The sequence below is a fragment of the Pantoea sp. UYEF8 genome (genome assembly GCF_040546285.1).
In the GTDB taxonomy this organism is placed as follows: domain Bacteria; phylum Pseudomonadota; class Gammaproteobacteria; order Enterobacterales; family Enterobacteriaceae; genus Pantoea; species Pantoea brenneri.
This window is the reverse complement of sequence record NZ_JBEPNM010000007.1, coordinates 152,619-179,264: the sequence shown is the minus strand read 5'-3', so window position 1 is coordinate 179,264 and position 26,646 is coordinate 152,619. Positions and strand designations below refer to the sequence as shown.

The window sequence follows — 26,646 nt, the reverse complement described above, 5'->3', positions numbered from 1 at the left end:
TCTTCCGTCAATCCCAGAGGTTAATCAGGAGGGGCTATGCAGCACCCGCTCGCTGCGGTCGCGAATTAAACCGGCGCGATCCAATAACCAAAATAGTAATTTAGCCACGCCCAGACAGGCGGCAAAAATAATAGCGAAAAACACCACGCGTGAGCCAAACGCATCCAGACCTTCACGCGCCAGCACGATCATGTTGAACACCGCGCCAAAACAGAAACTTTGCAGAATAGCCCCGCTGTAGCGATTGGTTTCCTGGCAGCCTCGCGCATAGAGTGCATCGAAGACTTTGATAATCATCCCCACCGCCACCGCACCGATCGGGATTGCCCAGACGCCGCCCATCACCACCAGCGAACCGATCAGCGTTGGCGAGATCGCCAGTCCCGAATGGTTATTCAGCACTTCCCAGGTGAAGTAGTTAGCGCTGTTCAGCACCGCCAGCGGACGATCCGGCCACAACCAGCTGGGAATAAACACATAAAAGTCACGCCAGAGCGGCGCCAGTCCCTGAAATTCAATGCGGGCATAGTTATCCAGCAGTAACGCCAGGTTCTCCCACGGCGAGAAGGTATCACGCGTCAGGTAGAGAAAGGTATAAAAGGCTTCATCGCCCATCACGTCGAGGTTATAACGCCGCAGCGCCAGCCAGAACATGCCGGCAATCGCCATGACGCCCGCAGTTGCCAGCATCCACAGCGTAATCCAGCCGCGGGTAATGCCGATAAACAGAAACAGGGCAAACGCGATAATGATATTGGCACGGGTACCGCCGACCAGCGCGTAGGTCAGCAGACCAAAAGCGACGGTTACTACCAGAAACAGCAGCCAGTTGCGTCGTGTCGGACGCAAAAAATAGGGGATCAACATCGCCGGAATAAAGAAATAGAAGAAGCGCTTAAGCGCCACGCCAGAGACTTCACTGGAGAAAATCTGGTTATAGGCGGTCAGACGGAACAGCAGAAAACCGTTATGGATGAAAAACACCGTCACGGTGCCCAGCGCCACCAGCGCCAGGATCACGCAGGTCAGGTGGGTTTCGACCCGGTTCATCTGCAGCCAGGGTTTGGCCGGCGGGGCGTTCGCGGGCCGCAGTCGGACCTTATAGCTGACGTAATAGATGGCATAAAATCCGGTGGCCGACAGCAGCGCCTGCAGCAGAGACGCTACCGGCACCACTTCAACATTAAAACGGAACACCAGCACGCTGGTCAGCGGAAAGCCGAAGTAAAAAGTCAGTAAGAACAGCAGCGTGAAGAACAGATGGAAGTTAAAACGCACGCGCTTAAACTCCCGCCAGGTCAGGGTCAGAATAAAACCCAGCGACAGCAGGTAGACCGCCAGCAGACCGCTAAACTGCACAAGGCTCATGGCAACTCCCCTTCGCTGAGGCGTAATGCTGAACGCCATCCGGCCAGATAGCCGGGCGCGAAAAAGGCGATCTCCTGTTTGTCGCAACCCGCCAGTTGACGACGCGCCTCGGTAATCACTGCAGGCGAGAGCGCATCTTCGCTAAACAGCACCGGTAACTGCTGCTCCGCCACATCACGCCAGAACGGGTTTTTACGGCTCAGGACAAAAGGTACGTTGGCCTGGATTAACAGACACAAGGTCCCGATCCCTTGCTGACGTTCAAACATAAAATACCCGACGTGGCAGCGCGCCAGCAGCGCTAAATAGTCATCAAACGCCATTTGTTCACTAATCAGGTTCACCTGCCCCTGCGGATACAGCGCCTCAGCCGCGGCCCGCACCTGACTGATATAGGCCTGATTATTCGGCGGATATCCCAGCGGCACCTCGATACGCACCTGGTCGCCAAACTGCGCGCGGATCGCCTTGAGTCCGTCGATATGCCGGTTACTCGGATCGCCTGAATTTCCCAGCAGCAGGGTAAACCTCGAATCGGGCGCAGAGTGGACCGCGGCCTCCGGCATGCGGGTCGGGAAATAGAGTAACGAACCGGGTACCCGGCGATGGCGTTGCTGGTAATGATGCAGGTCGCCGCGGGTGGCAAAAACGTGCGCTACCCGCCCCTGCGCCAGCCGGCGTAGAAAATAGAACAGGCGAAACTTCAGGCTGCGAGAATCTTCATACAGGTCAGCGCCCCACACGTGCCAGAACAGCTGGGAACGATGCAGCTTGCCGCTGAGTAACGCCAGCCAGAGCCAGGGATTGAACTGGCCGTGGCAGAAAAAGCGTTGCTGACGCTGCCTGGCGCGCTGCAATACCGCCTGCGCCAGCGCTTTTTTACTGGCAAAGCACTCAATCTGTAAGGCGCTAAACGGCGAAAAGCTCTCAGGCTGTTGCGTCACCACCATAAAATGGCGTGGCGTGGCCGTGGGCTGTTCAACGCTCAGTATGTCGTTGAAGAAACGCAGCACCGTGAGGTTGTGGTGGGGAATATCCGATCCCAAAACGTGAATTAAAGTCATTTTTTCCGGCAATAAACCATAAAAGCGCCACAACACAGGGCAAAGTAAGCCATATAGGTAAACATGTAGGCCTGCGCCGCACCCGTCGCGCCCTGTAACGGGATTAGCCAGCGTGAGAACAGCGTCAGCAATACAAACTGGCTGATCTCAGTCAGAACATAAAAGCGCAGCGAGGCCTTGGCGATCACCAGATATCCGAAAACATAGGCTCCCACTTTAAAAACATCACCGCACAGTTGCCAGACAAACAGATCGCGCATGCCACGGAACGCGTCGGAAAACAGCAGGCTGATGGCAACATCCCGCAGGATCCAGACCGCGAAACTGGCCACCGCTACCGCCGGCAGCACAAAGCGCAGAGCCCGGCCAATTTCCTGGGCAATATCGCGTTTGTTATCCAGTCGCGCCAGCGTCGGCAGCAGCCAGACGCTGAAGGTGGCGGTGATAAATTGCAGATAGGCATCGGAGATGCTGGTTACGCCCTGCCACAGTCCGACCTGCGCCCAGCCCTGCTGCTGCGCCAGCAGGTTACGCATCATTACCCAGGCTACCGGCAGCGTCACGGTGGTAATTAACGCCATCAGGGTATATTTAGCCAGATTACGCGCCAGCTCGGGCTGCCATTGCGGACGCAGCCAGCTGAGCGGCAAGGGTACGCGGCGTTTCAGCAACACCACTGCCGGCACCAGCAACAGTGCCGGCACCAGCGCCAGACCGATCAGTGCGCCCTGATAACCACCAAACCACCAGCACAACAGATAACCGGCGACGCCAATCAGGCTGCCGAGAATCAGCGCCAGCGCATTGCCGCGCGCATCACGATACCCTTTCAGCAGCGCCAGACTAAAGTTCGCCCAGGCGATACCGAGCTGAAGAAACGCCACCACGCGGATCACGTTCTGATAGCGATCGTGACCAAACAGCGCGCTGCTGATCGGGCCTGCCGCCAGCAGGAACAGCAGCGCCAGCATGCCGGAAAAGCCCAGCACCAGGGTTGAGGCGGTACCTACCAGCGCCCGTAACCGTTCGGGCTGCTGCTGATACTGCGCCACATAGCTGGTGACGCCGTTGAAAATTCCGGCCCCCGCCAGCACGCCCAGCACGGTAATCAGCTGACGAAAGTTACCCGCCTGACCGACGCCCTCCGGCCCGAAGCTGACCGCCAGCAGTTTGACCACCAGCAGTCCGGCAACGATTTTTACCAGCGTGGACGATGCGGTCCACACTGAAGCTCTGGCCAGTGACATCAGGAAAAGAAGCTCAGCAGCGAGCTGATAACCGTGCTCTGGTTGTTATCCGACAGGTTATAGAACAATGGCAGGCGCAGCAGGCGTTCACTCTCAACGGTGGTGAAGCGGTCGTCGCCGAAAAACTGCGAGAAACGCTGGCCAGCCGGCGAACTGTGTAGCGGAATGTAGTGGAATACCGTCAGTATCTCGGCTTCTTTCATCCAGTTAATCAACGCCTGACGGTCGTCCTGATCGCGCAGTTTGATGTAAAACATATGCGCGTTGTGCTCACAGCTGGCGGGGATCACCGGCAGCGCGATTCGCCCCTGCTCCGCCAGCGGCTGTAACGCATCATGATAACGCTGCCAGATGCGCAACCGCTGCTGGTTGATGCGTTCAGCCGCTTCCAGCTGCGCCCAGAGATAGGCTGCCTGCAAATCGGCCATCAGGTAGCTTGATCCCATATCGCGCCAGGTATATTTATCCACCTGACCGCGGAAAAACTGGCTGCGGTTAGTGCCTTTTTCGCGAATGATTTCGGCGCGTTCAACCAGGCTGGCATCGTTAATTAACGTCGCCCCGCCTTCACCACCAGCGGTGTAGTTCTTGGTTTCATGGAAGCTGAAACAACCGATGTGACCTATAGTGCCCAGCGCACGGCCTTTGTAGCGTGACATCACGCCCTGCGCCGCATCTTCAATGACAAACAGCTTATGCTTCGCCGCCAGCGCCATTATGGTGTCCATTTCACAGGCGACGCCGGCGTAGTGCACCGGCACGATAGCGCGGGTTCTTTCGGTGATGGCGGCTTCAATCAGCGTCTCGTCGATATTCATGGTGTCGGGACGCACATCGACAAACACGATGCGGGCGCCGCGCAGCACAAAGGCGTTGGCGGTAGAGACGAAGGTGTAGCTCGGCATGATCACTTCATCGCCCGGCTGCAGATCGATCAACAGCGCGGCCATCTCCAGCGACGCGGTGCAGGAGGGGGTCAGCAGCACTTTTTTACTGCCAAAGCGCTGCTCCATCCACTGCTGGCAGCGACGGGTAAAACCGCCGTCTCCGCACAGCTTGCCGCTGTTCATCGCCGACTGCATGTACTCAATTTCCGTGCCCACAACCGGGGGTGCATTAAATGGAATCATGACCTTTCCTGTAGAACCAGTAGGCGGTGCTGTCGATGCGGGCACCGCTGCGTAAATAGAGGCGCATCGCCGTGAGATTGCTGAGCTGAGTGGCGACCCGAAGCTGCGCCAGTCGCCGCACCCGCGCCCAGTCCGCTGCCGCCAGCATCAGCCGTTGGCCCAGTCCCTGGCCCTGCGCGTCAGGCAGCACCGCCAGCAAACCGATACGAGCGTCGCCGTCCACTTCACGCAACGAGACGAAGCCCTGTAGCTGGCCTGCCGCATCCGCAGCCACCAGGCATTGATGATCAAAGGTGCCATGCACCGCGTTTTCAATCCACTGGGCGTAGAAACGCCCGCTGGCATCGGGCGCATACCACGGCGCACGAAAGCGACTCTGACTGAACAGCTGTGAGGCCGCCTCGCGCAGGGCCGGAATTTGCGCCTCGCGTGCAATGCGAATGCCGACCTGTCGTTCGGTCTGGTTAATCGGCAGCGTCAGATCCGCTTCGCCTTCCACCAGCTGGAACCGGTGCTGCTGCAGCGTATCAATCAGCGCGGTCTGGCTGGTGGGCACTTTGACCTGCAGCAGCGCGCAGGGATGTTGCAGCGCTGCATCCAGGGCGGTGTCACCGTTAAGATCCAGCCGCACGGTCTCAACACCGAAGAACTGACTCTCCCAGCGAAGGGGATTAATATTGACGTGGACGGGCATGTAACAGATCCAGCAGATATTGGCCGTAGCCGGTTTTGGTCAGCGCTTCGCCTGCCGCACGTAGCTGGTCATCGCTCAGCCAGCTGTTACGCCAGGCGATCTCTTCCAGACAGGCAATCTTGAAGCCCTGACGTTTTTCAACCGTCTGCACAAACATGCTCGCTTCCACCAGGCTGTCATGGGTACCGGTATCCAGCCATGCGAATCCGCGTCCCAGCAGTTCGACAGTCAGCTCACCGCGCTCAAGATACATCTGATTAATGGCGGTGATTTCCAGTTCACCGCGTGGCGAAGGCTTAACCTGTCTGGCGAAGTCGACCACCTGATTATCATAGAAATAGAGGCCGGTTACCGCCCAGCGAGACTTCGGCTGCTTTGGCTTCTCTTCAATAGAAATCGCTTTAAAGTCATCATCAAACTCCACCACACCGAAGCGTTCGGGATCCATCACCTGATAACCGAACACGGTCGCGCCACGGTTCTGCTCTACCACTTTTCGTAGCTTCGGACTGAATCCCTGGCCGAAGTAGAGATTGTCGCCCAGAACCAGGCAGCAATTATCGTCGCCAATAAAAGATTCACCGATGATAAACGCCTGCGCCAGACCGTCCGGACGGGGCTGAACCGCATAACTGAGCCGCAGACCAAATTCCGCTCCGTCGCCCAGCAGACGCTCAAATTGCGCCCGATCTTCCGGCGTGGTAATCAGCAGAATATCGCGGATACCCGCCAGCATCAGAACTGACAGCGGGTAGTAGATCATTGGTTTGTCATAGACCGGCAGCAGTTGTTTAGAAACTGCACGGGTGATGGGATGTAACCGTGTTCCCGATCCTCCGGCTAAAATGATGCCTTTCATCGCTGCTCCTTTCGCTGATTATTGCGATAAGCCGAGGCGCTCACCACGGTAGCGCCCGTCGAGAATGGCCTGCCACCAGTCGGGATTCGCCAGATACCAGGCAACCGTTTTACGCATGCCGCTTTCAAACGTTTCCTGCGGCAGCCAGCCCAGTTCTCGCGCGATTTTGCTGGCATCAATGGCGTACCGCTGGTCATGGCCGGGACGGTCGGTTACGTAGGTGATCAGGTCACGATAATGGGCCAGCCCCTGCGGTTTTTGATCTGCAGCCAGCTCTTCCAGCAGGCTGCATACGGTTTCCACCACCTCAATATTGCGCCGCTCATTATGGCCGCCAATATTGTACGTCTCGCCAGGCTTGCCATGACTGACAACCTGGTACAGCGCGCGGGCATGATCTTCGACATAGAGCCAGTCACGGATCTGTTGTCCGTTGCCGTACACCGGCAACGCTTTGCCCGCCAGGGCGTTGATGATGGTCAGTGGGATCAGTTTTTCCGGGAAGTGGCACGGACCGTAATTGTTTGAACAGTTGGTGACCAGCGTAGGTAAACCGTAGGTTCGCAGCCAGGCCCGGACTAAATGGTCGCTGCTGGCTTTACTGGCAGAGTAAGGGCTGCTCGGCGCGTAAGGGGTAGTTTCGGTAAAGTATTCCTGACTGCTATGCAGATCGCCGAACACCTCATCGGTGGAGATGTGGTGAAAGATAAAGGCGGCTTTGCGCGCGACATCCAGCGCCTGCCAGTAAAAACGCGCCGCTTCCAGCAGCTGGTAAGTCCCGACAATGTTGGTTTCGATAAAGGCCATCGGTCCGTCAATAGAGCGATCTACATGACTTTCCGCAGCAAGATGCATCACGCAGTCGGGTTGATGACGGGCGAAAATCTGATCGAGCGCCGGCCGGTCGCAAATATCAGCCTGCTCAAAGATAAAGCGTGGCGAATCGGCGACGCTGCTCAGCGAAGCAAGATTGCCGGCATAGCTGAGTTTGTCGACCACCACCACCTGGTGGTCCGTTTCGGCAATCAGAAAACGAACCAGCGCCGATCCGATAAAGCCAGCACCGCCAGTGATCAGAAAACGTTTCATCGCCAGACGCCTTTGGTATCGACCACCCACTGCTGGCGCACCCCGGCGGCATCCACTGCGCGGAAGGCGCGATGATCCACCAGCATCACCAGGATATCGGCCTGCGCCAGCGCCTGCTCACTGGAGACCAGCGTGGCTTTATCCCTGAGGGCCGCAGGAATCTGGTCGATGTGCGGTTCAACCACCCAGGTGCTGCCGCTGTGCCAGTCAGCAATCAGTCGGGCGACACCCATCGCCGGGCTTTCGCGCAGATCATCAATGTCCGGCTTGAAGGCCAGTCCAAAGCAGGCAATGGTCAACTCAGTAGCACGCTTACCGGTCTGCGTCAGGCTGTCCGCTACTGCCGTTTTGACCTGATCCAGTACCCATTGCGGCTTAGCGTCATTAACCTCACGCGCCGTGCGGATCAGGCGCGCCAGCTCAGGATTCTGCGCCACGATGAACCACGGATCGACAGCGATGCAGTGACCGCCGACGCCCGGTCCGGGCTGCAGGATGTTGACGCGCGGATGGCGATTCGCCAGCGCAATCAGTTCCCAGACGTTAATCCCCTGATCGGCGCAAATCAGCGACAGCTCATTCGCAAAGGCGATATTAACGTCACGGAAGCTGTTTTCGGTCAGCTTGCACATCTCAGCGGTGCGGGCGTTGGTTTCCACGCATTCACCTTTTAAAAACAGCCGATAGAGTTCACTGGCGCGGGCCGAGCAGGCTGGCGTCATGCCGCCAATTACCCGATCGTTATTAATCAGTTCCACCATCACCTTGCCTGGCAGCACCCGCTCCGGACAGTAGGCGATATAAATATCGGGCGTTTCACCGTGCTGCGGGAAACGCAAATCGGGACGCGCTGCGGCCAGCCAGTCAGCCATCTGCTCGGTGGTGCCAACCGGCGAGGTTGATTCAAGAATCACTAAATCGCCCGGCTTCAGCACCGGTGCGATCGACTCTGCTGCAGCCTGGACGAAGCGCAGATCGGGCTGATGCTCTGCCTGAAAAGGCGTCGGCACGGCGATAAGAAACGCATCGGCGGCTTCCGGCTGGGTTGTCGCCCGCAGATCGCCGCGCGTGACGGCGGCATGCACCACCTGGTCTAAATCGGGTTCCACGATATGAATCGCACCGCGATTGATGGTTTCAACCGCCCGGGCGTTGATATCCACACCCACTACTTTTTTTCCCTTTGAGGCAAAAACGGCTGCCGTTGGCAGCCCAATGTATCCCAGTCCAATCACGGAAATGGTTTCAAAACTCATAAGTCGGCTCGGTTATCTTTTAAGGCTTGCAAAATACGGCCACAGGCTTTGCCATCGCCATACGGGTTATGGGCATGGCTCATCGCCTGCCAGGCATTGTCATCCGTCAGCAAGGTGCTGACCTCCGCGACGATTCTGTCGATATCCGTCCCTACCAGTTTAACCGTACCCGCATCGACCGCTTCGGGCCGTTCTGTGGTATCGCGCATTACCAGCACCGGTTTGCCCAGCGACGGCGCTTCCTCCTGAATGCCACCCGAATCGGTGAGAATCAGCCAGGCACGGTTCATCAGCCAGACAAAAGGCAGATACTCCTGGGGCTCGATCAGAATGATATTTTCAACGCCGCTGAGTATGCGGTTAACCGGCTCGCTGACGTTGGGATTAAGGTGCACCGGATAGACGATTTGCGCCTCCGGATGCTGACGCGCAATCTGCGCCAGCGCGCTACAGATCCGCTCGAAACCGTCACCGAAGCTTTCACGCCGATGGCCGGTCACCAACACCAGTTTCTTGCTGGCGTCGAGAAACGGATAGCGCGCCGCCAGCTGGGCATTCAGATTGCAGTCATCCAGCACCCGATCGCGCACCCACAGCAGCGCATCAATCACCGTATTGCCGGTCACCACGATGCGCGCATCCGGCAGATTTTCCTGCAACAGGTTCTGGCGCGAGCGCGAGGTGGGGGTGAAATGGAGACGGGCGAGATGACCGGTGAGTTTGCGGTTCCCCTCTTCCGGCCACGGTGAAGCGAGATCACCGGTGCGCAGTCCGGCTTCAACATGGCCGACCGGGATTTGCTGATAAAACGCCGCCAGGCTGGCCGCTAAGGTGGTGGTCGTGTCGCCATGAACCAGCACGATATCTGGTCTGAAGTCGAGCAACACGGTTTTCATGCCCTCTAAAATGCGGCAGGTGATCTCGGTCAGCCCCTGCTCAGGACGCATAATATTAAGGTCATAGTCCGGCTGCAGCTGAAACAGGCGCAGCACCTGATCGAGCATTTCACGATGCTGTGCCGTGACGCACAGACGCGATTCAAACGCCGGATCCTGCGCCAGGGCCTGCACCAGGGGCGCCATCTTAATCGCTTCGGGACGGGTACCAAATACTGTCAGAACTTTCACACTGTTTCTCTCAATGACGCTGGTCTGACATCAGACGCGGACGACGTGCCAGCGCCACACCAGCCCCAACCAATGCCCCTACGGCACCCCACATAATCATCATGAACAGGCGGCGTGGACTATCACGCGACACCGGTTCTTCGGGGGTACGCAGGTAGCGGTAAGTCTGGAATTTACTGTTCAGCGTCGGGCCGGCGACCAGCGTGGTCAGCATGGCTCTGTTCTGATCATAGCTTATATCGAAGTTCGGGCCGGTAGCGCGCAGGGTCTCGAGCTGCCCTTGTAAAACTGGCTTGCCCAGCAGAAACAGGTCGCTGTCCGCCAGGTTTTCACCAGCTTCGCGCGCCTGCTTTTCATTAATACCCTGCTGGCTGGCAATCTTCAGTGCCTGCTCCAGCCGGTGTTGCTGACGCTGAAACACCGCGTTGGCCACATCTTCCTGCCGGTTAACCTGCGCCTGAAGCTGTGCCGTGCGCGCCTGCCAGGCCCCTTTGAATTCTTCGTTCAGATGACGGGCTGCACGCTCGCTGGCATAGGCAATGTACTGACGCAGCAGATTATTCGCATCGCCGGCGGTTTCCGCTTTAAGCCGCACGTTATCCGGCAGGTTGTGCGCCGCATCAGCAGGCGTAAACAGAATATTGCTGATCATATCGTCAAGCAGCGCAGCGTCGTTGTGCGCATTACCGGTTTTTCGGCTTTTGTAATAATCAGTTTGTTGCCAGAACTCGCGGCGTGTATCCCATGAGGCAAGCTGCATGGTGAATTCCTGATAGACCTCATCCATCACCGTGGGTGACGGGGCGGCCAGGGTCAGGGCATTGTTGCGCACATCCAGATTGGCGAGGAACTGCTGCTGCGCATAGTAAGATCCGAGCATGTTCACCGTCGGGCGATCGGTGACCGCCGTGGTGCTCCAGACCTGTTTCATCAGCAGCGTCGCCAGCCAGGCGACCAGCGCAAACAGCAACGCCAGCCCGACAATCCAGCGCTTGCCACGCCATAAACGGCAACATAAGCCGCGAATATCCAGTTCGTTGTCCACAATGTCAGCAGGCATGGCAGCGTTATCCTTTATCAGCGCTTAGCGGGGTAAGTTTTTTTTGGCGTCGCGGTAATGGCTCAGACGGCGTTTGATCCGCCGGACACGTCGCGCCACGCGCCACGCATGCTTCAGGCAGTAGCCGTAAACCATAAAGGCCACCAGGAACAGCAGCAGCATCACCCATTCGGGGATGAACGCCAGGTATTCGCCTAAAACGCCAATACCGGCGAGGATCGCGGCAGCAACGGTAATCAGGACAAAGGCCTGACGCGAGCTAAAACCGGCGCGCATGATCAGATGATGGATATGCTGGCGGTCGGCAGAGAACGGGCTCATGCCTTTGCGCAGACGGCGATACATAATCGCCACCATGTCCATTAATGGAATGGCAATCAGCCACAGCGCGGTCACCGGCGTAATCGGATGGCTCAGGCCCTGCGTGGTTTCCAGCAGAATCCAGATGATGGTGAAGCCGATCATCGTGCTGCCCGCATCGCCCATAAAGACTTTGAAGCGACGTCCGAGGAAGCCGAGGTTAAGCAGAATGTAGGGCAGCGTGGCGGCGATCATCGCAAAGCACCACATGGCGAGGCTGGTCTGGCCATCAAAGTAGAGGATGATGCCCATCGCCGCGAAGGTCACTGAGGAGAGTCCGCCCAGCAGGCCGTCAATCCCGTCGACCATATTAAAGGCGTTAATCGCCGCCCAGACGGCAAACAGCGTCAGCACGTAGCCAAACGGCCCGACGATTAGTTCAAACGGACCGACAATAAAGCCGAGGCTGAGCAGATAAAGTTTGGCACCGACCATCATCACAACGGCGACGAGCGCCTGTACCACGGCACGGATTTTCACGCTGATATCGAAACGATCGTCCAGCGCGCCAACCAGCACCAGTACCCCGGCACACCCCAGATAGAGCAGCGCATGCGGCAGATAATAATTGGTTATTGCGAAGGTGAAGCAGATACCTGCGAACACAGAAATGCCGCCCACCAACGGAATCGCGCCATGATGGCGTTTACGTGAGTTAGGCTTATCAACTAAACCAATTTTTTTAGCTGCTTTTCGAGCAAAAAAGAGGAAAGCCAGGGAAAAGAGAAAAATTAAACCAAGCTCAGTACTCATAGTGAGTAAATTCACGTTAAACGCTCTCAGCTAACATCCCGGGCAACAATACGCGAAAAAGTGCGTTTATCGCTGCGTCGGATTCCGAATTCTGCATAAAGAGATGCACGAACGGTCATTAATTCGTCACCACTACCACAGTCATTATAAATGCTCCTGTCAGTGTTCAATCCTATAGCTCACAAATGAAAAACGCCACGTTGAGACGTGGCGTAAGGTCGATTTTCTGCGCATTTAAGCTAAAAAAGCCGAATCTGTGGTTCGGCTTTACAGTATCGGATTAGGAACGCTTCATCATATCGAAGAATTCGTCGTTGGTTTTGGTCATCGCCAACTTGTTGATGAGGAACTCCATCGCGTCGATCTCGCCCATTGGGTGAATAATCTTACGCAGGATCCACATCTTCTGCAGCTCTTCCTGAGAAGTGAGCAGCTCTTCTTTACGGGTACCAGAACGATTGTAATCAATCGCCGGGAAGACGCGTTTTTCTGCGATTTTACGTGAGAGATGCAGTTCCATGTTACCGGTACCTTTAAACTCTTCGTAAATCACCTCATCCATCTTCGAACCGGTGTCTACCAGCGCGGTCGCGATGATGGTCAGGCTGCCGCCCTCTTCCACGTTACGTGCCGCACCGAAGAAACGCTTCGGACGGTGCAGGGCGTTGGCATCAACACCACCGGTCAGGACTTTACCTGATGCCGGAACCACGGTGTTGTAAGCACGCGCCAGACGGGTGATGGAGTCGAGCAGGATGATCACGTCTTTTTTGTGTTCAACCAGACGCTTGGCCTTTTCGATCACCATTTCAGCGACCTGAACGTGGCGCGAAGCGGGCTCATCGAAGGTAGAAGCGATAACTTCACCTTTGACCAGACGCTGCATCTCGGTGACTTCTTCCGGACGTTCGTCGATCAGCAGCACCATCAGGGTGCAATCCGGGTAGTTATACGCCAGGCTCTGCGCAATGTTCTGCAGCAGCATGGTTTTACCGGCTTTCGGCGGTGCTACGATCAGACCACGCTGACCACGACCGATCGGTGAAGCCAGATCCAGTACGCGCGCCGTCAAATCTTCCGTTGAGCCATTACCCCGCTCCATACGCAGACGTTTATTCGCGTGCAGCGGCGTGAGGTTTTCGAACAGAATCTTATTACGCGCGTTTTCCGGCTTGTCGTAGTTAACTTCATTAACTTTCAGCAGCGCAAAATAACGTTCACCCTCTTTTGGGGGACGAATTTTGCCAGAGATGGTGTCACCTGTGCGGAGGTTGAAGCGGCGGATTTGGCTAGGGGAAACGTAGATATCATCAGGACCGGCGAGGTAGGAGCTGTCTCCGGAACGGAGGAATCCAAATCCATCCTGCAGTATCTCCAGCACGCCATCACCGAAGATGTCTTCGCCGCTTTTCGCGTGCTGCTTCAGGATGGAGAAGATGATGTCCTGCTTGCGCATGCGAGCCTGATTTTCCAGCCCCATATTTTCGCCGAGAGTAATCAGCTCAGCAACCGGCGTATTCTTTAATTCGGTAAGATTCATAGTGATGGGTTCTTAAACTCGGGGTAATACTCGAAATGTTTGTCGTGAATGGTATGGCAATTAATCCATGCCGTTAATGGCTCTTTTCGACTCTTCTCGACGATCATCGTCTGGGTTGGCGACCTGGAAGCGAGGAGACGGTCGATTGCGATGCCAGAGTTGGAGCTAACCGTCAGATTGCTAAACCGTTCTACCTTTATAAGGTACAGTGCGACAGGGTTTAACAAGGGAAAACTTTAGATGCTAACTACAAGGTAAGTTCGTAATGCAGTATTGGTAACTTAGCACGCCTAAAAGCGAACGTCCAGCAGCAGGAGATAAATTCACCACTGCCGAACGTTCAGCCCTGAATTACGCCAGGTTGGCGTTCAGGAACTCTTTCAGCTGGCCTTTAGACAGCGCGCCCACTTTGGTCGCGGCGACTTCACCATTTTTAAACAGCAGCAGCGTCGGGATACCACGAATGCCGTATTTCGGTGCCGTGCCTGGGTTATCATCAATATTCAGCTTAGCGATGGTCAGTTTGCCATCATACTCTTCTGCAACTTCATCAAGGATTGGGGCGATCATTTTGCAAGGACCACACCATTCAGCCCAGAAATCTACCAGTGTAACGCCGTCGGCCTTCAGCACGTCGGTGTCGAAACTGTCATCAGTCAGATGAACGATTTTATCGCTGCTCATGTTTTACTCCACAAGATTATGCCTGGCGAATTGGCGTAATATAAACCAATGTAGGTTGACTTTATTTCATCGGATACGCTTTCGTAAAGCGATAGTAAGCTGATATTCTACCACACTATGAGCAAAACACACTTAACTGAACAGAAGTTTTCCGACTTCGCCCTGCACCCAAAAGTGGTTGAAGCCCTTGATAGTAAAGGCTTTCAATACTGCACGCCGATTCAGGCGTTAGCTCTGCCCTTTACGCTTTCCGGGCGTGATGTTGCAGGCCAGGCGCAAACCGGTACCGGCAAAACGATGGCGTTTCTGACGTCAACGTTTCATCATCTTCTCTCTCATCCTGCGGCTGAAGGTCGTCAGGTTAACCAGCCGCGGGCATTAATTCTCGCGCCAACGCGTGAACTTGCGGTGCAAATTCATGCCGATGCAGAACCGCTAACCACCTCAACGGGCCTGAAGCTGGGTCTCGCTTACGGCGGTGATGGCTACGATAAACAGCTGAAAGTGCTGGAGCAAGGCGTCGACATTCTGGTCGGGACGACCGGCCGTCTGATTGATTACGCGAAGCAAAACCACGTTAACCTCGGTGCCATTCAGGTGATGGTGCTGGACGAAGCCGACCGCATGTTCGATCTCGGCTTTATTAAAGACATTCGCTGGTTGTTCCGCCGGATGCCTGCGGCAACCCAGCGACTCAGCATGCTGTTCTCCGCCACCCTCTCTTATCGGGTGCGTGAACTGGCGTTTGAGCACATGAACAGTGCTGAATATGTCGAAGTGGAACCGGAACAGAAAACCGGCCACCGCATTCAGGAAGAGCTTTTCTATCCGTCTAACGAAGAGAAAATGCGCCTGCTGCAAACCCTGCTGGAAGAAGAATGGCCGGATCGTGCCATTGTGTTCGCCAACACCAAGCACCGTTGCGAAGATATCTGGGGCCATCTGGCTGCGGATGGTCACCGTGTCGGCCTGCTGACCGGCGATGTCGCTCAGAAGAAGCGCCTGCGCATTCTTGACGACTTCACCAAAGGGGATGTGGATATTCTGGTTGCCACTGACGTTGCCGCCCGTGGTCTGCATATTCCTGCCGTTACCCACGTGTTTAACTACGATCTGCCGGACGATTGCGAAGATTACGTTCACCGTATCGGTCGTACGGGTCGCGCAGGTGCCAGCGGACATTCTATCAGCCTGGCCTGTGAAGAGTACGCACTGAACCTGCCTGCGATTGAAGAGTACATTGGTCACAGCATTCCGGTCAGCAAGTACAACAGTGATGCATTACTGACCGATCTGCCGCCGCCTAAACGCCTGGCGCGTAGCCGCACCGGTAACGGTCCGCGTCGCGGAGGAAATAACGCCAATCGTCGCGGTGCACCACGCAACAACAACCGTAAACGTTCGGGTTAAGCTCACCATGCTAAGCGCATCGTCACTTTATGCTGCGATTGATTTAGGTTCTAACAGCTTTCATATGTTGGTGGTGCGCGAGGTGTCTGGCAGTATTCAGACCATCGCGAAAATTAAGCGCAAGGTACGCCTTGCGGCCGGTCTGGATAAAAGCAACCATTTGTCAGCTGAGGCGATGTCGCGCGGCTGGCAATGCCTCAAACTGTTCTCTGAACAACTGCAGGACATCCCTCTCGATCAGATCCGCGTGGTGGCGACCGCCACGCTGCGTCTGGCAGCGAATGCGCAGGAATTTCTCGATACGGCGCAACAGATTCTCGGCTGTACCATCAACGTGATCAGCGGTGAAGAAGAGGCGCGCCTGATTTATCAGGGCGTGGCGCACACCACCGGCGGTTCCGATCAGCGTCTGGTGGTCGATATCGGCGGCGGCAGCACTGAACTGGCGACCGGTGATGGCTCGCACGCCACGGTGTTGTTCAGCCTGTCGATGGGCTGCGTCACCTGGCTGGAACGCTTTTTCAGCGATCGGCATCTGGCGAAGGAAAACTTTGACCAGGCTGAACAGGCGGCACGTGAAATGATCCACCCGATTGCCGCGCAACTGCGTCAACAGGGCTGGCAAGCCTGCGTCGGCGCCTCGGGCACGGTACAGGCGCTGCAGGAGATCATGGTGGCGCAGGGCATGGATGAGCGCATCACCCTGAATAAACTGCAGCAGCTGAAGCAACGTGCCATTCAGTGCGGCAAGCTGGAAGAGCTGGAAATTGAAGGGCTGACGCTGGAACGGGCGCTGGTGTTTCCCAGCGGCCTGTCGATTCTGATCGCCATCTTCCAGGAACTGAGTATTGATAGCATGACGCTGGCGGGCGGCGCGCTGCGTGAAGGACTGGTTTACGGCATGCTGCATCTGCCAATCGATCGCGATATCCGCACCCGCACGCTACAGAACGTGCAGCGTCGTTTTAGCATTGATGTTGAGCAAGCCGATCGGGTCCGTCAGTTGGCAGAAAGTTTTTTCCGTCAGGTCTGTACGCTGTGGAAACTGGATCAGCGCTGTCGTGAGCTGCTGCTCAGCGCCTGCGCTATTCATGAAATTGGCCTGAGCGTCGACTTCCGTCATGCGCCGCAGCACGCGGCTTACCTGGTTCGTCACCTCGATCTGCCCGGCTTTACTCCGGCGCAGAAAAAGTTGCTGGCCTGTCTGCTGCAAAACCAGAGCGGCAGTATCGACCTGGCGCTGCTGACGCAGCAAAATGCCTTACCGCCGCGGCTGGCGGAACGGATGTGTCGTCTGCTGCGTCTGGCAATCATCTTCTCCAGTCGCCGTCGCGACGATACCCTGCCCGCAGTCCGGCTGCAGGCCGACGATGATGCGCTGCATCTGACCTTGCCGGCCGGCTGGCTGGAGGCGCATCCGCTGCGCACCGAGCTGCTGGAGCAGGAGAGCCATTATCAGTCCTATGTGCACTGGTTATTGACCCTGTCGTAATCGACGGGCGTGAAGTCAGCGTGAGGCGAACCGCCGTCGCCTCAGCGCTGTAGCCTCGAGTTTAGGCTTTCTTCGCCTTATCCAGCATCGCTCTCAGGCCCGCCACGCGGCTCTGCCCGGTTTTCATCCGCTCTTCAGCACTGACCACTTTGCGCTCCGTTTCCCACTGCAGATCGTCCTGCGGCAGCTCCAGCAGAAAACGACTCGGTTCCGGCCGCACTAACTCGCCATATTGCCGACGTTCGCGACATAAGGTAAAGGTCAGCTCCTTCTGCGCCCGCGTTATGCCGACGTAGGCGAGACGACGCTCCTCTTCGATGTTGTTCTCATCAATGCTGCTCTGATGCGGCAACAGTCCCTCCTCCATTCCCACCAGAAACACATAAGGAAACTCCAGTCCTTTAGAGGCGTGTAGCGTCATCAGCTGCACCTGATCAAGCTCTTCGTCGCTTTCCCCACGCTCCATCATGTCGCGCAGGGTAAAGCGCGTTACCACCTGCGCCAGAGTCATCGGCTCATCCAGATCGCTGCCTTCCAGCATCTCCGTCATCCACTGAAACAGCGTATTGACGTTCTTCATCCGCATTTCTGCCGCTTTCGGACTGCCCGAGGTTTCAAACAGCCAGCTTTCGTAATCGATGCCGCGAATCAGGTCGCGCACGGCATTGACCGGCTCGCGTTCGGTCAGCTGGATAATCTCATGCAGCCAGTGGGTGAAGCGTTGCAGATGTTCCAGCCCGCGCCCGCCCAGCGTCTGTCCCAGCCCGACATCAAAGCTGGCATTAAACAGACTCTTATTGCGCAGGTTGGCCCATTCGCCCAGTTTTTGCAGCGTCGCCGGGCCAATCTCGCGGCGCGGCGTATTCACGATGCGCAAAAAGGCGCTGTCATCGTCGGGATTGGTCAGAACGCGCAAATAAGCCAGCAGATCCTTGATTTCCGGGCGGGAAAAGAACGAGGTGCCGCCAGAAATGCGATAGGGAATACGGTTCTGCATCAGAAACTTTTCAAACACCCGTGACTGATGGTTGCCGCGGTAGAGAATCGCGTAGTCTTTGTACTGCGTCTTGTTGATAAAGTGATGGGCGATCAGTTCACCCGTGACCCGCTCCGCTTCGTGCTCTTCACTGTTGGCAGTCACCACTTTCAACTCGCTGCCCTGGCCCAGTTCTGAGAATAAGCGCTTCTCGAACACGTGTGGATTATTGGCGATCAGGATATTCGCGGCTTTCAGGATGCGCTGGGAGGAGCGGTAATTCTGCTCCAGTTTCACCACTTCCAGCGCGGGGAAATCCTCTTTCAGCAGCACCAGGTTTTGGGGTCGCGCCCCGCGCCACGAGTAGATCGACTGATCGTCATCGCCCACCACGGTAAAGCGCGCCCGCGCGCCAACCAGCAGCTTAACCAGTTCATACTGGCTGGTGTTGGTATCCTGATATTCATCCACCAGCAGATAGCGGATGCGCTGTTGCCAGCGTTCACGCACCTCCTGATTACGCTGCAACAGCAGCGTCGGCAGCAGGATCAGATCGTCAAAATCCAGCACGTTACAGGCTTTAAGATGCTGGTCATAAAGCGCATAGCAGTGCGCGAAGATTTTATCGCGCTCCGATTGTGCCAGTGCGGCCGCCCGGGGAGGATCGACCAGATCGTTTTTCCAGTTTGAAACGGTAGAGATCAGCTGTTGCAGCAGGGTCTTATCCTCTTCCAGCCACTCTTTGGTCAGCTCTTTCAGCAGGCCAAGCTGATCCTGGTCGTCAAACAGCGAAAAGTTGGACTTCATGCCCAGCGCCGCGGTTTCACGCTTGATAATCTCCAGCCCCAGCGTATGGAAGGTCGAGATCATCAGGCCGCGCGCCTCTTTGCGACCCAGCGTCTGCGCTACGCGCTCTTTCATCTCTCGCGACGCTTTATTGGTGAAGGTGACCGCCGCGATATGGCGTGCCTGGTAGCCGCACTCGCGAATCAGATGGGCGATTTTATTGGTGATTACGCGGGTTTTGCCCGATCCCGCGCCCGCCAGCACCAGACAGGGACCGGTAACAAATTCGACGGCGCGTTGTTGGCTGGGGTTTAAACGCATAGGAAAAATCGCTCAGTTGAATCAAAAGAAAGGGGTTTATACTGGGCGGCAATTATACACAACCGAGATAGCAACATGGCGAAAACCGCGGCGGCTTTACACATCCTGGTGAAAGAGGAAGCGCTGGCAAAAGAGATTCTGGCGAAACTGGCTAAGGGTGGCAATTTTCAGCAGCTGGCAAAGAAGCACTCAACCTGTCCTTCCGGCCGCAATGGCGGTGATTTGGGGGAATTTCGTCAGGGGCAGATGGTGCCAGCCTTTGATAAAGCGGTCTTTACCTGCCCGCTGTTAACACCTTACGGGCCGGTAAAGACCGGCTTTGGTTATCACATTATCAAAGTGCTCTACCGCAGCTGATTACTTCTGCTGCTTCATCTGCTGCAATACGGTGCTGCACTGGTTATCATCGTTATCACTCGGCGAAATCAGTGCCAGCAATGCCGCAGCCGGGCCGACAACGGTGCCCAGCGCCACTGCTGCTGCGCCACGGGCCAGCAGCGGACCGGCTTTCACGCCGGCATCCGGATTTTTAAAGGTGCCGCGCACATAGAGCGGTGAACGCAGCGTGATGATACGCACCCCTTTACTCTCCGGATTGACCGAAAGATCCATCCGCTCGGTGGCAAAGTTGGCGTTACCGGTGACGTTAATCACCGCATTTTCGGTATCAAACACAAACAGGTTTGGCGTCGCCAGACCGTTTTGCAGTTTGATATCGGTAGCGGCGCAGTTAATCCGTACCTGATCGTCGCCAAATAGCTTGCCCACCACGTAGTTGCCGACGTTCAGTCCGGCAATCTCCATCAGGCTACGGCTGATCACGCCGTCGTTCATCAGCAGCTTCAGCTGACCGTTACTGGTCGCCAGCAGATCGGCTACCGAGTTACCGGTGCCGGTGAAGCTGGCATCGCCGTTTAGCTGGCCGAGACTGTTTTGCATCGCCTGAACATTCGGGAACAGCTGACGCAGGCGCAGTTTACGCGCATGAATGTCAGCCCGGCCGCGCATCGGCGTGCGATCGCCTTCCAGCCGGATAGTGCTGTTGAGGGTGCCGCCCGCCATACCAAAACGCAGGGGATCAAGCAGCAGATCGCCATCCTTCAGCTGCAGATGGGTATAAAGATCGCTCAGCGGCAGCGAATTGCTGTGTTCAATGCGTTTCCCGCTGAACTTAACGTCGGCATCCATCACGTCCCAGTTTTTAGTGTCGAACCGATCGTGTGGCAATATCCGATCGGCTGGCTGGCTCGATTTCTCACCCCGCCGCGATTTTGCCTGTGCGGTTTTGTCGCTGCCTTTACCGGAATCGACCCCAATCAGCGGCCCCAGATCGGCCATCCGCAGTTGGTCTGAGGTCAGCTCACCGCTCAGCCGGGGGCGCGGTTTGCCCTGGCTGTAGGTCAGCGAACCATGAATATCACTGTCGCCAATATGGCCGTTAAATTTCTGATAGTGGTAGATCGCGCCCTTATCGTCGCTGAATTTCGCGATCAGGTGGCCATCGGTTTCGTACGGCGGCGTGTCAGGCAACAGCACGCCGGTCAGCCCATACAGATTCGCCAGCGTGTCGCCAGAGAAGCGCAGACGCACATCCAGCCCGCCGAGATTCATTGGGTCTTTCACCCCGCCGGTCACCTGCACGCGCGTGGTGCCGTTGCGGATATCAGCCTGCACCGGGAACGGCGTCGTCTGGCTGCGCAGCGACAGCATTCCGCCAATCTTGCCTTCACCGTTCAGTTTCTCGTCGTTATAGGTTCCGCGCGCCTGCCAGCCGAAGACAAAATCGCCTGCGCCCTGCTGCTTATCGTCACCGCCAGCGATCTGACCATACGGTACAGGTTTACCCAACGGATTAACCTGTACCGTTACATCGGCGTGGTTAATCGCGTCGCGATAGCGAATCTGGCCCTGATCGAACAGGATGTTATCGAGGCGGAACGACCAGGCTGAAGGTGCCGCCTGCTGATCGTTGCTGTCGCTGTTGGCGAGATTGAAGGTCCAGTTATTTTTCTTATCCGCGGTCTGAACCAGCCGCGCATCGGGCCGCTGCAATTTAATCCACGGGATGAACAGCTCTTTATGCAGTAACGCCAGCGGAGCCAGCGTGGCATCGATCCGCTGCAGATGCACCATGGTCAGGTCAGGAATATCGGGCGGATTGCCCAGCATGATATCTTCCGCATGCACCTGCGGCCATGGCACCCAGCGCCGCCAGCCTTGCTCTTGCGGATTGCGCGCCCAGTCGACGCCCAGATCGCCGCGTATCGCAAACGGACGATTGAGTTCGGTCGTGACTTTCTTATTGATGGTGGGTTTCAGTCGGTTCCAGTCAAAGGTGGCGATCACCACGATGATGATCACGATTAACAACAACAGAATTCCTGCAACCCAACTGACTATTTTCCCGGTACGCGACATTGCGCTTTCTCCTTGCACTTTCACGGTCTCCGTTAAAGATAGTCGAGACCGTGGGCAACGGGATCAGGGAAGCTGGATAGTGAGATGATTCAACTCAGAAAATGGGAGCGGACGCGAAAAGAAATAGCCCTGCGCGGCAATAGCGGGCGAACTTCTGACCTGCTGCCACTCATCGTCGGTTTCTACTCCTTCGACGATCACCCCGTTACAGTAGCGGTTGATTAGCGCCAGCAGCATCGAAAACAGGCTGCGTCCTTCATCGGAATTGCGCAGCAGGATAAACAGCTCGCGCGACAGTTTGATGTAGTCATATCTCAGTTCGGTCAGCGCCGAAAAATTGGCCATGCCGGAGCCAAAGTCATCCAGCCACAGCGGCCCGAGCTCCGGCATCTGAGCGATCATCTCTTCCTGTGGCAGGACATGGTGTTCTGTAAGTTCAAAGCGAACCCAGGGCAGGCGAACAATCAAGCTGCGGATCGCCGGATGATGCTGAATAGATAACAGCGACGGCCCATCAATGTTGACCGAGGCGACCACCGCATTCTGCTCAAAGAAAGCAGCCCACTGCGTTAACAGTTCGAGTTGTTCCTGTACCACATGCAGTCGCTGCGCAATCTCAAGCCCGGCAAAATAGGCTTCCGGCGACAGGGTTTCTTCCGGTGCAGACGGATGGCTAATGGCCGTCAGCAACTCGATTGCCAGCAACCGCCCCGTCACCTGATAAATCGGCTGGAAGCGATAAAATCGTTGGCATTGGTGCCAGAAATGCGGCGTTTCCGGTTGGGAGTTGAGGTCAGTTGAAGAAGGTAGCCATTGACTAATACTCTCCATCACCATGATGTTTTCCTGGTTGGTAATGAGCGCTCAAAATTGGCGACTCAGCGGCGATTATCGACCATGCCTGTGATCGCTTGATGAAATGTCCGGCCACATCAAAGCGGGGAGTTTAACAACCTTTAGCGGGACACTATCGCCAAAACAAGCCGAAAATAGCCCTCTTTATCAGCGCGATCGCCGCTATTCGTCACCTTAAGTTAAATTAAAACACCGTTTTAAAAGCATTGACGTCTGCCATACCAGACGCGAGACTAAGGCGATATTTCACTACAGGTCTAAAACCATGACGCAGAAAAAAATTGCCATTATTGGTGAATGCATGATTGAGCTGTCCGAAAAGGGTGAGAACATTAAACGCGGCTTTGGCGGCGATACGCTGAATACTGCGGTCTACCTCGCTCGCCAGGTGAATCAGGATCAGCTTCGGGTCGATTACGTTACTGCACTCGGCGTCGACTCCTTCAGCGATCAGATGATCGCCGCCTGGCAGCAGGAGAAGGTCAATACCGATCTGATCCAGCGCCTCGACAACAAGATGCCCGGCCTGTATGTGATTGAAACCGATGCTGAAGGCGAGCGCACCTTCTGGTACTGGCGCAGCGATGCCGCAGCCCGTTACTGGCTCGACAGCCCTCAGTCAGAGGCGATCTGTCAGCAGCTGGCGCACTACGACTATCTCTACCTGAGCGGCATCAGCCTGGCGATTCTGGCCCCGGCCAGCCGCGATAAGCTGATGCAGTTGCTGGACCGCTGTCGGGCCAATGGCGGTAAGGTGATTTTTGATAATAACTATCGTCCGCGCTTATGGGCGGATCAGGCCAGTGCGCAGGCGGCTTACCGCGCCATGCTTAACCGCACCGATATCGCTTTTCTGACGCTGGATGATGAGCATCTGCTGTGGGGCGAACAGCCGCTGGAGGCGGTGATTGCCCGCACTCGCCAGGCGGGAGCCAGTGAAATTGTGATTAAACGCGGCGCAGAATCGTGCCTGGTCGCCGTGCGTGATGCCCCCCTGACGGATGTCCCGGCGGTGCGTCTGGCGAAGGAGAAGGTGATTGATACCACGGCCGCCGGCGACTCGTTCAGTGCCGGTTATCTGGCCCGCCGCCTGACCGGCGCTTCAGCCGAAGCCGCTGCGCAGCGGGGCCATCTCACCGCCAGCACCGTGATTCAGCATCGTGGCGCAATTATTCCCGCTGAGGTGATGCCCGACTAAACGGCTCCGGCGAGGGCGTATCAGTACCGCCCGTAGCCTGCCCGACCCATTATTGCCCCTTAACAGCCCGCAGCGAAATATCCGGTAAATTCCGGCTAACAAAGCGGGCTATACCGGACATTTACCTTAAGCGGATAAATCGTCATTAATCGCCTATCCTGCCGCCTTAACGCCTCCAGAACGACTTATAAATTCTTGTTTAAAATTAGCCGCTTACTGGAAAAAAGTCGCCACCAGGCATAGTCCGAATCTGGTCATTTTTACCGTTTTCGGATGGACGTCCGGCTGAAAAAAGACCATCTTTTAATCAACAACAGCAGGACGCTGTGCTCTCCGGCCGCGAACAAAACAATTAAAACATCCCTCGCATCAGGACATGTTATGCACACAGAAATTATTAATATCTGGCCGCACGGTGATGCGCCAGGCGCCAGCGATTCGCGCGCGCAGCCGCAAATTATCGATATGGCCAAACAGTATGAGCCTTACGATCGCGCCGCCACCGGCGTACGTTGCCCGGAAATGGCGATCTGGCATCCGGTGGAGTCGAACGGTATTACCCTGCTGGTCGCGCCGGGCGGTGGCTATCATCGCGTGATGATCGATCGTGAAGGGAGCGCGCTCGCCACTTTCTTTACCTCGATGGGCTACACCCTGGCGGTAATGACCTATAGGCTGCCTTATGATGGACATCATGAGGGGCCGGATGCGCCGCTGGCCGATGCGCAGCGGGCAGTACGGGTGTTGCGTGAACGTGCGCAGCGCGGCCTGAACGGCAAATACATCGTGATGATGGGCTTTTCAGCCGGCGGACACGTCGCCGCCAGCCTGGGTACCCGCTTTGCCGAAAAGCTCTATCCGGTACAGGATGGCGCAGAAAACTTCTCGCCGCGTCCCGATGCGATGGTGCTGGTCTATCCAGTGATCAGCATGCGTGACGGCATTGCTCATGAAGGTTCACGTACCCGATTGCTCGGCGCATGGCCCGATCAAAAAACGATTGAGGCCTATTCACTGGAAACCCGGGTTCACCCGCTGGTGCCGCCAACCCTGCTGATTCACGCCGCCGACGACGAATCGGTGTCGGTGAACCACAGCATGGCGTTTTTCGGCGCATTACGGGAGCACAACGTCCCGGCAGAGGTGCATTTCTATCAGAAGGGTGGCCACGGATTCGGTATCCGTGGCGTGGCAGATTTGCCCCTTGCCAGCTGGCCGATGCTGGTGACCGAGTGGCTCAGGGCAAAAACCTGAGGGATTACGCGGCGGGCGGCTGAATGTCGCTGACGCTGTTATCCGGCTGGCTGGCATCGTTGCCGGCCGCCGGTGCCGCAGGCGGCGCCATCACCTTCTCCCAGCTGCTCTGCAGGCTTTTCACGTTGGTTTCGGCTTCCCCTTCCGGCTGAATCAGCACCATCATCAGTTCCTGGCTAAGCTGCTGACGCAGTTCCTGATTCAGCTGCTCGCGGGTCAGACCGGCGAGAAACGCCTGCCGCAGTTTCTGATACTGTTCCGGGGCGATATCCACCACCGAGTTCTGCTGTGAACGCAGACGCTGGCTCATCAGCACATCGGTATCGGTGCGGGCGTAGGTGGTGAACAGCTTGTTCAGCTCCAGCAGTTTCTGCGCCATCAGCGCATCAAACTCCTCCTGCGGTAAGCCTTTATCACGCACCGTCGCCAGTTCGCGCGCCACCAGCGTCATGTTCTGCGCCAGCGATTCATTGCGCGCATCCAGGTTGATGGAGCATTGCGCACGCTGATAGAGCACACGACAGTCAAAACCAACCTGTACGCCCTGCGCTTTGCTGTCGCTTAGCGCACGCTGGACGTGCCAGAACAGCGCTTCACGCGCCAGATCGCCTTGCCAGTAACGTTGCAGGTTCTGGGAATCACGGATCGGTTGCCACGGCGTATCCCACACCAGCGACAGACGATCCTGAGTCATTTTGCCGTTGACCAGATTCACCGGCTCATGCGGCAGCGGTGATAAGGTCGGCAGCGGCGCAGGCGTTTCACGTTTGCCGGTTAACGGCGAAAACGCTTTATTGATCTGCTCGGAGAGGCTACGGCTATCAACATTACCCACCACATACAGCGTCATCGCGTCAGGCGTATACCACTGACGGTAAAAATCATTCAGCTGGGTTAAATCGACCGGCGCGCGCGGTTGTGCCGCGGGATCGTGCGCCAGCAGGGCCGAGCCTTTCAGCCGATAACGCCACCAGACATCCTGGGTATCTTTCGGCCAGGTCGCAACCGGATCGGACGCGGTCAGCGCGGTATTCACCACCTGCTCGGTAATCGCCATATTGCCGGCGGTAGCCGCCAGCCAGCTCAGCGCTTCTTTCAGCAGTTCAGGGCGATTGTTCGGCAGGCTGAGGTTGTATTGGGTGAAATCATAAGAGGCGATGACAGGTGGCAGCGGGTGCTGGGGATCCATGGCCTGTTGCCACAAAGCGCGCTGCTGGTTGGTGTCGAGCGCGGTGTTATGCACCATCGCCAGACGTGGCAGCAAATGGCTGAAGCCCGCCTGTTGCGCACTTTCGACCAGCGAGCCAGTATTCACCACCATGCGCAGTTCGATGCGGTCACTGGGACGTTGCGGTGTGGCCAGTAACTGCCAGTTAAATCCGTTATCCAGCTTGCCTTCCTGCCAGGCCGGATCCGGTTGCAGCGTTTCTGCCTGGAGACCATAGCTGGTCGCTGCCAGCACTAATCCACCAACCAAAAGCCGAATTCTGGTGCCCTGCATGTGAACCCCTACTCAAATAATTCAAATATCGTTATCGCTGGCACGTTTTGCCGCTGTTATTAGCGAATCGGCTGGCGCCGAATCGCGCTGTTATCCAATAACAGAGTGTTTGACCACAGGAAGCTCAGGATGTCGCGCAACGAAGTGAAAAACGTCAAAAAAAACAAGTAGGGTTTATTATCCAAATGCCCGCTGTCAGGGCAA

22 protein-coding genes are annotated in these 26,646 nt (G+C 56.4%); 5 read left to right on the top strand and 17 right to left on the bottom strand.

What is annotated here, in order from left to right:
• Positions 1-24: 24 nt before the first annotated feature.
• The 13 genes from wzyE to trxA all read right to left on the bottom strand — a co-directional run bounded on the left by wzyE (position 25) and on the right by trxA (position 14,231).
• Entirely contained in the window at positions 25-1,368 is a 1,344-nt protein-coding gene (wzyE, locus tag ABIB18_RS14960) for an ECA oligosaccharide polymerase (protein WP_069728606.1), read from the bottom strand.
• Positions 1,365-2,432, bottom strand: coding sequence for a TDP-N-acetylfucosamine:lipid II N-acetylfucosaminyltransferase (wecF, locus tag ABIB18_RS14955; protein WP_354474664.1), 1,068 nt, complete (start codon positions 2,430-2,432; stop codon positions 1,365-1,367). Before wecF ends, wzyE begins: the two co-directional genes overlap by 4 nt.
• On the bottom strand, positions 2,429-3,679 hold the full coding sequence (gene wzxE, locus ABIB18_RS14950; RefSeq protein ID WP_354474662.1) for a lipid III flippase WzxE: 1,251 nt from the start codon (positions 3,677-3,679) through the stop codon (positions 2,429-2,431). Before wzxE ends, wecF begins: the two co-directional genes overlap by 4 nt.
• Positions 3,679-4,809: a dTDP-4-amino-4,6-dideoxygalactose transaminase gene (gene rffA, locus ABIB18_RS14945; RefSeq protein ID WP_069728608.1), complete on the bottom strand. Its 1,131-nt coding sequence runs from the start codon at positions 4,807-4,809 to the stop codon at positions 3,679-3,681. The genes wzxE and rffA overlap by 1 nt, the downstream gene beginning before the upstream one ends.
• Positions 4,796-5,503, bottom strand: coding sequence for a dTDP-4-amino-4,6-dideoxy-D-galactose acyltransferase (gene rffC / locus ABIB18_RS14940; RefSeq protein WP_354474659.1), 708 nt, complete (start codon positions 5,501-5,503; stop codon positions 4,796-4,798). Before rffC ends, rffA begins: the two co-directional genes overlap by 14 nt.
• A complete protein-coding gene (gene rfbA, locus ABIB18_RS14935; protein WP_031375054.1) occupies positions 5,481-6,362 on the bottom strand; it encodes a glucose-1-phosphate thymidylyltransferase RfbA in 882 nt (293 codons plus the stop codon). Before rfbA ends, rffC begins: the two co-directional genes overlap by 23 nt.
• 18 nt (positions 6,363-6,380) lie before the next feature.
• Positions 6,381-7,451: a dTDP-glucose 4,6-dehydratase gene (gene rffG, locus ABIB18_RS14930; RefSeq protein ID WP_089561596.1), complete on the bottom strand. Its 1,071-nt coding sequence runs from the start codon at positions 7,449-7,451 to the stop codon at positions 6,381-6,383.
• Positions 7,448-8,707, bottom strand: a complete 1,260-nt coding sequence (gene wecC, locus ABIB18_RS14925) for a UDP-N-acetyl-D-mannosamine dehydrogenase (RefSeq protein ID WP_089561597.1) — start codon at positions 8,705-8,707, stop codon at positions 7,448-7,450. Before wecC ends, rffG begins: the two co-directional genes overlap by 4 nt.
• Entirely contained in the window at positions 8,704-9,834 is a 1,131-nt protein-coding gene (gene wecB / locus ABIB18_RS14920) for a non-hydrolyzing UDP-N-acetylglucosamine 2-epimerase (protein ID WP_031375057.1), read from the bottom strand. Before wecB ends, wecC begins: the two co-directional genes overlap by 4 nt.
• 10 nt (positions 9,835-9,844) lie before the next feature.
• Positions 9,845-10,894 (bottom strand): ECA polysaccharide chain length modulation protein, encoded by a 1,050-nt coding sequence (gene wzzE / locus ABIB18_RS14915; RefSeq protein WP_354474656.1) that lies wholly within the window; start codon positions 10,892-10,894, stop codon positions 9,845-9,847.
• A 24-nt stretch (positions 10,895-10,918) separates the two neighbouring features.
• A complete protein-coding gene (gene wecA, locus ABIB18_RS14910) occupies positions 10,919-12,007 on the bottom strand; it encodes a UDP-N-acetylglucosamine--undecaprenyl-phosphate N-acetylglucosaminephosphotransferase (protein WP_031375059.1) in 1,089 nt (362 codons plus the stop codon).
• A gap of 280 nt (positions 12,008-12,287) precedes the next feature.
• Positions 12,288-13,547 (bottom strand): transcription termination factor Rho, encoded by a 1,260-nt coding sequence (gene rho / locus ABIB18_RS14905; protein ID WP_031375060.1) that lies wholly within the window; start codon positions 13,545-13,547, stop codon positions 12,288-12,290.
• A gap of 351 nt (positions 13,548-13,898) precedes the next feature.
• On the bottom strand, positions 13,899-14,231 hold the full coding sequence (gene trxA / locus ABIB18_RS14900) for a thioredoxin TrxA (RefSeq protein ID WP_003851963.1): 333 nt from the start codon (positions 14,229-14,231) through the stop codon (positions 13,899-13,901).
• 117 nt (positions 14,232-14,348) lie between these two features.
• On the opposite strand from trxA, the gene rhlB reads away from it, so the two are divergent.
• Complete coding sequence (gene rhlB / locus ABIB18_RS14895) at positions 14,349-15,641, top strand: ATP-dependent RNA helicase RhlB (protein WP_354474653.1); 1,293 nt, start codon at positions 14,349-14,351, stop codon at positions 15,639-15,641.
• Positions 15,642-15,648: 7 nt separating this feature from the next.
• On the top strand, positions 15,649-17,133 hold the full coding sequence (gene gppA, locus ABIB18_RS14890; protein ID WP_031375062.1) for a guanosine-5'-triphosphate,3'-diphosphate diphosphatase: 1,485 nt from the start codon (positions 15,649-15,651) through the stop codon (positions 17,131-17,133).
• A 61-nt stretch (positions 17,134-17,194) separates the two neighbouring features.
• Here gppA and rep read toward each other — a convergent pair whose 3' ends face one another.
• A complete protein-coding gene (gene rep, locus ABIB18_RS14885; protein WP_031375063.1) occupies positions 17,195-19,216 on the bottom strand; it encodes a DNA helicase Rep in 2,022 nt (673 codons plus the stop codon).
• A gap of 75 nt (positions 19,217-19,291) precedes the next feature.
• On the opposite strand from rep, the gene ppiC reads away from it, so the two are divergent.
• Positions 19,292-19,573, top strand: coding sequence for a peptidylprolyl isomerase PpiC (gene ppiC, locus ABIB18_RS14880; RefSeq protein ID WP_031375064.1), 282 nt, complete (start codon positions 19,292-19,294; stop codon positions 19,571-19,573).
• On the opposite strand, the gene ABIB18_RS14875 is transcribed toward ppiC, so the two are convergent.
• Together ABIB18_RS14875 and pdeH are read right to left on the bottom strand one after the other, a co-directional pair.
• Entirely contained in the window at positions 19,574-21,634 is a 2,061-nt protein-coding gene (locus ABIB18_RS14875; RefSeq protein WP_354474650.1) for an AsmA family protein, read from the bottom strand.
• A gap of 63 nt (positions 21,635-21,697) precedes the next feature.
• Positions 21,698-22,471 (bottom strand): cyclic-guanylate-specific phosphodiesterase, encoded by a 774-nt coding sequence (gene pdeH, locus ABIB18_RS14870; protein ID WP_069728613.1) that lies wholly within the window; start codon positions 22,469-22,471, stop codon positions 21,698-21,700.
• Positions 22,472-22,754: 283 nt separating this feature from the next.
• Between pdeH and kdgK the strand changes: the two genes are divergently transcribed.
• Both kdgK and ABIB18_RS14860 read left to right on the top strand, forming a co-directional pair.
• Positions 22,755-23,687, top strand: coding sequence for a 2-dehydro-3-deoxygluconokinase (gene kdgK / locus ABIB18_RS14865; protein WP_354474648.1), 933 nt, complete (start codon positions 22,755-22,757; stop codon positions 23,685-23,687).
• A 381-nt stretch (positions 23,688-24,068) separates the two neighbouring features.
• Positions 24,069-24,941, top strand: a complete 873-nt coding sequence (locus ABIB18_RS14860; protein WP_031375068.1) for an alpha/beta hydrolase — start codon at positions 24,069-24,071, stop codon at positions 24,939-24,941.
• A 4-nt stretch (positions 24,942-24,945) separates the two neighbouring features.
• On the opposite strand, the gene ABIB18_RS14855 is transcribed toward ABIB18_RS14860, so the two are convergent.
• On the bottom strand, positions 24,946-26,442 hold the full coding sequence (locus ABIB18_RS14855) for a M16 family metallopeptidase (protein ID WP_031375069.1): 1,497 nt from the start codon (positions 26,440-26,442) through the stop codon (positions 24,946-24,948).
• Positions 26,443-26,646 lie beyond the last annotated feature (204 nt).

What these genes read in the sequence shown, in the direction of transcription:
- wzxE (WP_354474662.1), bottom strand. Translation starts at nt 3,679, where the DNA reads ATGTCACTGGCCAGAGCTTCAGTGTGGACCGCATCGTCCACGCTGGTA.
- rffG (WP_089561596.1), bottom strand. Translation starts at nt 7,451, where the DNA reads ATGAAACGTTTTCTGATCACTGGCGGTGCTGGCTTTATCGGATCGGCG.
- wecC (WP_089561597.1), bottom strand. Translation starts at nt 8,707, where the DNA reads ATGAGTTTTGAAACCATTTCCGTGATTGGACTGGGATACATTGGGCTG.
- ppiC (WP_031375064.1), top strand. Translation starts at nt 19,292, where the DNA reads ATGGCGAAAACCGCGGCGGCTTTACACATCCTGGTGAAAGAGGAAGCG.
- rho (WP_031375060.1), bottom strand. Translation starts at nt 13,547, where the DNA reads ATGAATCTTACCGAATTAAAGAATACGCCGGTTGCTGAGCTGATTACT.
- kdgK (WP_354474648.1), top strand. Translation starts at nt 22,755, where the DNA reads ATGACGCAGAAAAAAATTGCCATTATTGGTGAATGCATGATTGAGCTG.
- ABIB18_RS14875 (WP_354474650.1), bottom strand. Translation starts at nt 21,634, where the DNA reads ATGTCGCGTACCGGGAAAATAGTCAGTTGGGTTGCAGGAATTCTGTTG.
- wzzE (WP_354474656.1), bottom strand. Translation starts at nt 10,894, where the DNA reads ATGCCTGCTGACATTGTGGACAACGAACTGGATATTCGCGGCTTATGT.
- wecF (WP_354474664.1), bottom strand. Translation starts at nt 2,432, where the DNA reads ATGACTTTAATTCACGTTTTGGGATCGGATATTCCCCACCACAACCTC.
- pdeH (WP_069728613.1), bottom strand. Translation starts at nt 22,471, where the DNA reads ATGGTGATGGAGAGTATTAGTCAATGGCTACCTTCTTCAACTGACCTC.
- rep (WP_031375063.1), bottom strand. Translation starts at nt 19,216, where the DNA reads ATGCGTTTAAACCCCAGCCAACAACGCGCCGTCGAATTTGTTACCGGT.
- rffC (WP_354474659.1), bottom strand. Translation starts at nt 5,503, where the DNA reads ATGCCCGTCCACGTCAATATTAATCCCCTTCGCTGGGAGAGTCAGTTC.
- trxA (WP_003851963.1), bottom strand. Translation starts at nt 14,231, where the DNA reads ATGAGCAGCGATAAAATCGTTCATCTGACTGATGACAGTTTCGACACC.
- gppA (WP_031375062.1), top strand. Translation starts at nt 15,649, where the DNA reads ATGCTAAGCGCATCGTCACTTTATGCTGCGATTGATTTAGGTTCTAAC.
- wecA (WP_031375059.1), bottom strand. Translation starts at nt 12,007, where the DNA reads ATGAGTACTGAGCTTGGTTTAATTTTTCTCTTTTCCCTGGCTTTCCTC.
- rhlB (WP_354474653.1), top strand. Translation starts at nt 14,349, where the DNA reads ATGAGCAAAACACACTTAACTGAACAGAAGTTTTCCGACTTCGCCCTG.
- wzyE (WP_069728606.1), bottom strand. Translation starts at nt 1,368, where the DNA reads ATGAGCCTTGTGCAGTTTAGCGGTCTGCTGGCGGTCTACCTGCTGTCG.
- ABIB18_RS14860 (WP_031375068.1), top strand. Translation starts at nt 24,069, where the DNA reads ATGCACACAGAAATTATTAATATCTGGCCGCACGGTGATGCGCCAGGC.
- rfbA (WP_031375054.1), bottom strand. Translation starts at nt 6,362, where the DNA reads ATGAAAGGCATCATTTTAGCCGGAGGATCGGGAACACGGTTACATCCC.
- rffA (WP_069728608.1), bottom strand. Translation starts at nt 4,809, where the DNA reads ATGATTCCATTTAATGCACCCCCGGTTGTGGGCACGGAAATTGAGTAC.
- ABIB18_RS14855 (WP_031375069.1), bottom strand. Translation starts at nt 26,442, where the DNA reads ATGCAGGGCACCAGAATTCGGCTTTTGGTTGGTGGATTAGTGCTGGCA.